Below are 6,816 nucleotides of genomic sequence, written 5' to 3' on the forward strand. Positions count from 1 at the left end.
ACGCTCGACTGATGCAACCCAACATCACCGCGAAGAAACTTCGACATTTCGCTCATGGATGACTTTGAACGAACGCGCTTTACCCGGCGCATCTCGAGTTTCTGCGCATGCTTTCAGCAAAGAAGAGAGTTAATCCGAATATGCCCACCCGCTCGAAGATCATCTACACCTTCACCGACGAAGCCCCAGCCCTCGCCACCTATTCACTGCTGCCTATCGTAGAGGCCTTCACCGCTTCCGCTGATATTGCCGTGGAAACCCGCGACATTTCCCTGGCCGCGCGCATCCTCGCAAGCTTCCCCGAGCAACTGGGCGCCAAGGCCGTGCCGGACCACCTCGCCGAACTGGGCGACCTGGCCGTTACCCCTGAAGCCAACATCATCAAGCTGCCGAACATCAGTGCCTCGACCCCTCAGCTGCAAGCTGCGATCAAGGAACTGCAGGCCCAGGGCTACGCCCTGCCGGACTACCCGGAAACCGTAACCACCGACGCGGAAAAAGAAACCCGTGCACGTTACGACAAGGTCAAGGGCAGCGCCGTGAACCCGGTACTGCGCGAAGGCAACTCCGACCGCCGCGCCCCGCTGTCGGTCAAGAACTACGCTCGCAAGCACCCGCACAAAATGGGCGCCTGGGCTGCCGACTCCAAGTCCCACGTTGCCCACATGAGCACCGGCGACTTCTACGGCAGCGAGAAAGCCGTTCAGATCGAAGGCGCTGATGCCGTCAAGATCGAACTGATCGCCAAGGACGGTACTGCTACCGTCCTGAAGGAAAAAACCAGCGTACAAGCTGGCGAGATCATCGACACCGCCGTGCTGAGCAAGAAAGCCCTGCGCAGCTTCATCGCCGCTGAAATCGAAGACGCCAAGAAACAAGGCGTGCTGCTGTCGGTTCACCTGAAAGCCACCATGATGAAGGTTTCCGACCCGATCATGTTCGGCCAGATCGTTGCCGAGTTCTATAAAGACGCACTGGCCAAGCACGCTGTGGTGCTGGAGCAGATCGGCTTCAACCTGAACAACGGCATCGGCGACCTGTACGCTCGCATCAAGGCCCTGCCGGCCGATCAGCAAGCGCAGATCGAAGCCGACATCCAGGCGGTATACGCTGCTCGCCCTTCCCTGGCGATGGTCAACTCCGACAAAGGCATCACCAACCTGCACGTGCCGAGCGACGTCATCGTCGACGCATCGATGCCTGCCATGATCCGTGACTCCGGCAAGATGTGGGGCACCGACGGCCAGCTGCACGACACCAAGGCTGTGATCCCGGATCGCTGCTACGCCACTATCTACCAGGCAGTGATCGAAGACTGCAAGGCCAATGGCGCCTTCGACCCAACCACCATGGGCAGCGTGCCAAACGTTGGCCTGATGGCGAAAAAAGCCGAAGAGTACGGCTCCCACGACAAGACCTTCCAGATCAAGGCTGACGGCGTAGTCCGCGTCACCGACAGCAAGGGCAACCTGCTGATGGAACAGGCTGTTGAAGCCGGCGACATCTTCCGCATGTGCCAGACCAAAGACGCGCCGATCCAGGACTGGGTCAAACTGGCCGTCAACCGCGCCCGCGCCAGCAACACCCCGGCCATCTTCTGGCTGGACCCACAGCGCGCGCACGACGGCGTCGTGGTCGAGAAAGTTCAGGCTTACCTGAAAGACCACAACACCGAAGGCCTGGACATCCGCATCATGTCGCCAGTCGACGCGATGAAGTTCACCCTGGAGCGCACCCGCAAGGGCCTGGACACCATCTCGGTGACCGGCAACGTTCTGCGCGACTACCTGACCGACCTGTTCCCGATCATGGAACTGGGCACCAGCGCCAAGATGCTGTCGATCGTGCCGCTGATGAACGGTGGCGGCCTGTTCGAAACCGGCGCTGGCGGCTCGGCTCCGAAGCACGTGCAGCAACTGGTTGAAGAGAACTTCCTGCGCTGGGATTCCCTGGGCGAGTTCCTCGCCCTGGCCGCATCCCTCGAGCATTTGGGTGTGACGTACAACAACCCGAAAGCCCTGGTACTGTCCAAGACCCTGGACCAGGCCACCGGCCAGTTCCTCGACAACAACAAGTCGCCATCGCGCAAAGTCGGCAACATCGACAACCGCGGCAGCCACTTCTACCTGGCGCTGTACTGGGCTCAAGCCCTGGCGGCCCAGACCGAAGACACTGCATTGCAAGCGCAGTTTGGCGAACTGGCCAAGACCCTGACCGCGAATGAGGCAACCATCGTTGCCGAGCTCAACGCTGTCCAGGGCAAGCCAGTGGACATCGGTGGCTACTACGCACCGAACGCCGAGCTGACCAGCAAGGCCATGCGCCCAAGCGCCACCCTCAACGCGGCAATCGCTGCGCTGGTGTAAGGTTGTAAGGATGCAAAGAAGCCCCGGCCCTGCGCCGGGGTTTCTGTTTCTGGACATGGCACTTTTATTGAAGAAACCCAATCAAAATGTGGGAGCGGGCTTGCTCGCGAATGCGGTGGATCAGTCAATACCTCTTTAACTGACACGCCGTATTCGCGAGCAAGCCCGCTCCCACACTGAATGCAATCGCGCCTGAAGACAGCGTTACACCTTGAATCGAGGCACTTTATGACCTGGCTACCTCACATCACCGTCGCCACCATCGTCGAAGACAACGGCCGCTTCCTGATGGTCGAAGAACTCAAGGGCGGCCGCGCCGTGCTCAACCAGCCCGCCGGTCACCTCGACCCGAACGAAACCCTGACCGAGGCCGCCGTGCGCGAAACCCTCGAAGAGACCGGCTGGGACGTCGAAGCCACCGGGATTGTCGGGATTTACCTGTACACCGCTCCCAGCAATGGCGTGACCTATCAGCGCGTATGCTTCATCGCCAAGGCCCTGCAACACCACCCGGACTACCCACTGGACGACGGTATTCTGCGCGCCCGCTGGCTGACCCGTGACGAATTGATGGCCCTGCGCGAAGACTGGCGCAGCGAGCTGATTATCCGCTGCATCGACGATTATCTGGCCGGCCAGCGCCACAGCCTCGAATTGATCCGCCCTTCTCTTTAGCCTTGCAGACGCGAGCCTGCTAGAATCGCGTCCTTTTTAAAGACTCCCGTTGAAATCCTATGCGTGATCCAGCCCCTTCTGACACACAAAAGAAGCGCGTCATCGTCGGTATGTCCGGCGGCGTGGATTCTTCCGTTTCCGCCGTTCTGCTCATGGAGCAGGGTTATGAGGTGGAAGGCCTGTTCATGAAGAACTGGGAAGAAGACGATGGAACGGAATATTGCACCGCCATGGACGACTTGGCGGATGCCCAGGCCGTCTGCGACAAAATCGGCATCAAGCTGCACACCGCCAACTTCGCCGCCGAGTACTGGGACAACGTGTTCGAGCACTTCCTGGCCGAATACAAGGCCGGCCGCACGCCGAACCCGGACATCCTGTGTAACCGCGAGATCAAGTTCAAGGCGTTCCTCGACTACGCGATGATCCTCGGTGCCGATCTGATTGCTACTGGCCACTACGTGCGCCGTCGCGACATCGATGGCCGCACCGAGCTGCTCAAGGGCCTGGACGCCAACAAGGACCAGAGCTACTTCCTGCACGCCGTCGGCGGCGAACAGATCGCCAAGACCCTGTTCCCGGTGGGCGAGCTGGAAAAGCCCGAAGTGCGCGCCATTGCCGAGAAACACGGCCTGGCCACCGCCAAGAAGAAGGATTCCACCGGGATCTGCTTTATCGGCGAGCGCCGTTTCAGCGACTTCCTCAAACAGTACCTGCCGGCGCAACCGGGCGAGATCAAGACCACCGAAGGCGAGATCATCGGCCGTCACCACGGCTTGATGTACCACACCATCGGCCAGCGCCAGGGCCTGGGCATCGGCGGCCTGAAAGACGCCGGCGAAGAGCCGTGGTACGTGCTGGTCAAGGACCTGGAGCACAACGAGCTGATCGTGGGCCAGGGCAATGACCACCCATGGCTGTTCTCCCGTGCCCTGCTGGCCTCGGACATCTACTGGGTCAACCCGGTGGACCTCAGCAGCCCGCGCCGCCTGACGGCCAAAGTGCGTTATCGCCAGAGCGACCAGCCCTGCACGCTGGAAAAAACCGCCACCGGCTACCGCGCCACCTTCGACGACCCGCAGCGCGCCGTAACGCCGGGCCAATCGGTAGTGTTCTATGACGGAGAGATTTGCCTGGGGGGCGGTGTGATCGAAGTTGCCGAACCCTGGAGCAGCCAGGCATGAGCCCGACCCAGGAGCAACTGACGGCACTGGGCGGCGTGTTTCTCGCCGCGGTGCTGGTGGACAAGATCGCCAAGACCGGCCAGGTCACCGAGGCAGGCCTGACCTGCATGCTCGGCAGCCTGCTGATCCGCGACCCGAAGGACACCCTGGAAGTGTACGGCGGCGATGACCTGGCCCTGCGCGAAGGTTATCGCGCACTGGTCGGCGCCCTCGAGCGCGATCCAAGCACCTTGCAGCGCGAGCCGCTGCGCTACGCCCTGTCGATGCTCGGCCTGGAGCGTCAATTGGCCAAGCGCGACGACCTGCTGGACACCATCGGCAAGCGCCTGCCGCAGATCCAGTCCCAGGTCGAGCATTTTGGCCCGGCCCACGAAAACGTGATCGCAGCCTGTGGCGCCCTGTACCAGGACACCCTAAGTACCTTGCGCCAGCGGATCCAGGTGCACGGCGATATGCGCAACCTGCAACAACCGAACAACGCCTCGAAAATCCGCGCCCTGCTGTTGGCCGGTATTCGTTCGGCGCGGTTATGGCGCCAATTGGGCGGTCATCGCTGGCAGTTGGTGGTCAGCCGACGCAAATTGCTGAAAGAGCTTTACCCGTTGATGCGCAACGAATAAGTCGCAGCAACCGATTTTTTTATAGCCCCACGCGTAATACGCCGGTCAGTTGGCAACGGACCGGCGGATTTTTTCATGTATGATACGCGCCCCATTTCGTTGCCCGACTGTCCGAGAACACCCCATGCAGCTTTCTTCGCTCACTGCGGTTTCCCCTGTTGACGGCCGCTACGCCGGCAAAACCCAGGCCCTGCGCCCTATTTTCAGCGAATACGGCTTGATCCGTGCTCGTGTTCTGGTTGAAGTGCGCTGGCTCCAGCGCCTGGCCGCTCACCCTGGCATCAGCGAAGTGCCGGCGTTCTCTGCCGAAGCCAACGCTGTGCTGAACGCCCTGGCGGAAAACTTCGCTCTGGAGCACGCCGAGCGTGTCAAAGAGATCGAGCGCACCACCAACCACGACGTTAAAGCCATCGAATACCTGCTCAAAGAGCAAGCGGCCAAGCTGCCGGAACTGGCCAAGGTCAGCGAGTTCATCCACTTTGCCTGCACCAGCGAGGACATCAACAACCTGTCCCACGCCCTGATGCTGCGCGAAGGCCGTGATGACGTGATGCTGCCACTGATGCGCCAGACTGCCGACGCCATCCGCGAACTGGCGATCCGTTTCGCCGACGTTCCGATGCTGTCGCGCACCCACGGCCAGCCGGCTTCGCCGACCACCCTGGGTAAAGAACTGGCCAACGTGGTGTACCGCCTGGAGCGCCAGATCGCTCAAGTTGCAGCCGTACCGCTGCTGGGCAAGATCAACGGCGCCGTAGGCAACTACAACGCTCACCTGTCGGCCTATCCTGAGATCGACTGGGAAGAAAACGCCCGCGCCTTCATCGAAGACGAACTGGGCCTGGGTTTCAACCCGTACACCACGCAAATCGAACCCCACGACTACATCGCCGAGCTGTTCGACGCGATTGCGCGCTTCAACACCATCCTGATCGACTTCGATCGCGATATCTGGGGCTACATCTCCCTGGGCTACTTCAAGCAGCGCACCATTGCCGGCGAAATCGGTTCGTCGACCATGCCGCACAAGGTCAACCCGATCGACTTCGAAAACTCCGAAGGCAACCTCGGGATCGCCAACGCCCTGTTCCAGCACCTGGCCAGCAAGTTGCCAATCTCCCGCTGGCAGCGCGACCTGACCGACTCCACCGTACTGCGCAACCTCGGCGTGGGCTTCGCCCACAGCGTGATCGCGTACGAAGCCAGCCTCAAAGGCATCAGCAAACTGGAGCTCAACGAGCAGAAGATCGCCGCTGACCTGGACGCTTGCTGGGAAGTGCTGGCCGAGCCGATCCAGACCGTGATGCGCCGCTACAACATCGAAAACCCGTACGAGAAGCTCAAAGAGCTGACCCGTGGCAAGGGCATCACCTCCGAAGCGCTGCAAACTTTCATTGACGGCCTGGATATGCCAGCCGCCGCCAAAGCCGAGCTGAAACTGCTCACCCCGGCAAACTACATCGGCAACGCTGTGGCTCAAGCCAAACGCATCTGATAGAAGCTTGACCCTTTGAGACGCCCGGCAGCGCCGGGCGTTTTTATTCCCGTCTGAAAAGTGCTTTTTTTCAATAGGTTACACATGAATCCTGACATTCCTCTTCAACTTCTGGGCGGCATCACGGCACGGGAATTCCTGCGCGACTACTGGCAGAAAAAACCCCTGCTGATCCGCCAGGCCATCCCTGACTTCGAAAGCCCGATCGACGCCGACGAACTGGCCGGCCTGGCGCTGGAAGAAGAAGTCGAGTCGCGCCTGATCATCGAACACGGCGAACGCCCGTGGGAGTTGCGCCGCGGCCCGTTCGCCGAAGATGCCTTCAGCACCCTGCCCGAGCGCGAGTGGACCCTGCTGGTGCAGGCGGTCGACCAGTTCGTGCCGGAAGTGGCCGAACTGCTGGAAAACTTCCGCTTCCTGCCAAGCTGGCGCATTGACGATGTGATGATCAGCTACGCCGCCCCGGGBCTAACACA

6 protein-coding genes are annotated in these 6,816 nt (G+C 60.9%); all 6 read left to right on the forward strand.

The window, feature by feature from the left end:
- The first annotated feature begins 140 nt into the window (after nt 1–140).
- The gene (locus A462_RS28215; protein WP_008431567.1) at nt 141–2,366 is read left to right on the forward strand and encodes an NADP-dependent isocitrate dehydrogenase; all 2,226 of its coding nucleotides are present in this window, start codon (nt 141–143) and stop codon (nt 2,364–2,366) included.
- 228 nt (nt 2,367–2,594) lie between these two features.
- The gene (locus A462_RS28210) at nt 2,595–3,041 is read left to right on the forward strand and encodes an NUDIX hydrolase (protein ID WP_008431568.1); all 447 of its coding nucleotides are present in this window, start codon (nt 2,595–2,597) and stop codon (nt 3,039–3,041) included.
- A gap of 59 nt (nt 3,042–3,100) precedes the next feature.
- Nucleotides 3,101–4,225 carry a tRNA 2-thiouridine(34) synthase MnmA gene (gene mnmA / locus A462_RS28205; protein ID WP_003219588.1) on the forward strand — a complete coding sequence of 375 codons (1,125 nt, stop codon included), beginning with the start codon at nt 3,101–3,103 and terminating at the stop codon, nt 4,223–4,225.
- On the forward strand, nt 4,222–4,845 hold the full coding sequence (gene hflD / locus A462_RS28200) for a high frequency lysogenization protein HflD (RefSeq protein ID WP_003219586.1): 624 nt from the start codon (nt 4,222–4,224) through the stop codon (nt 4,843–4,845). The genes mnmA and hflD overlap by 4 nt, the downstream gene beginning before the upstream one ends.
- 124 nt (nt 4,846–4,969) lie before the next feature.
- Nucleotides 4,970–6,340, forward strand: coding sequence for an adenylosuccinate lyase (gene purB / locus A462_RS28195; RefSeq protein ID WP_003219584.1), 1,371 nt, complete (start codon nt 4,970–4,972; stop codon nt 6,338–6,340).
- Nucleotides 6,341–6,424: 84 nt separating this feature from the next.
- The coding region (locus A462_RS28190; RefSeq protein WP_008431572.1) for a cupin domain-containing protein at nt 6,425–6,816 on the forward strand (392 nt) is incomplete at its 3' end.

Origin of the sequence: Pseudomonas sp. Ag1, assembly GCF_000278565.1 — a bacterium.
Taxonomy (GTDB): domain Bacteria; phylum Pseudomonadota; class Gammaproteobacteria; order Pseudomonadales; family Pseudomonadaceae; genus Aquipseudomonas.

What these genes read in the sequence shown, in the direction of transcription:
- purB (WP_003219584.1), top strand. Translation starts at nt 4,970, where the DNA reads ATGCAGCTTTCTTCGCTCACTGCGGTTTCCCCTGTTGACGGCCGCTAC.
- A462_RS28215 (WP_008431567.1), top strand. Translation starts at nt 141, where the DNA reads ATGCCCACCCGCTCGAAGATCATCTACACCTTCACCGACGAAGCCCCA.
- mnmA (WP_003219588.1), top strand. Translation starts at nt 3,101, where the DNA reads ATGCGTGATCCAGCCCCTTCTGACACACAAAAGAAGCGCGTCATCGTC.
- hflD (WP_003219586.1), top strand. Translation starts at nt 4,222, where the DNA reads ATGAGCCCGACCCAGGAGCAACTGACGGCACTGGGCGGCGTGTTTCTC.
- A462_RS28210 (WP_008431568.1), top strand. Translation starts at nt 2,595, where the DNA reads ATGACCTGGCTACCTCACATCACCGTCGCCACCATCGTCGAAGACAAC.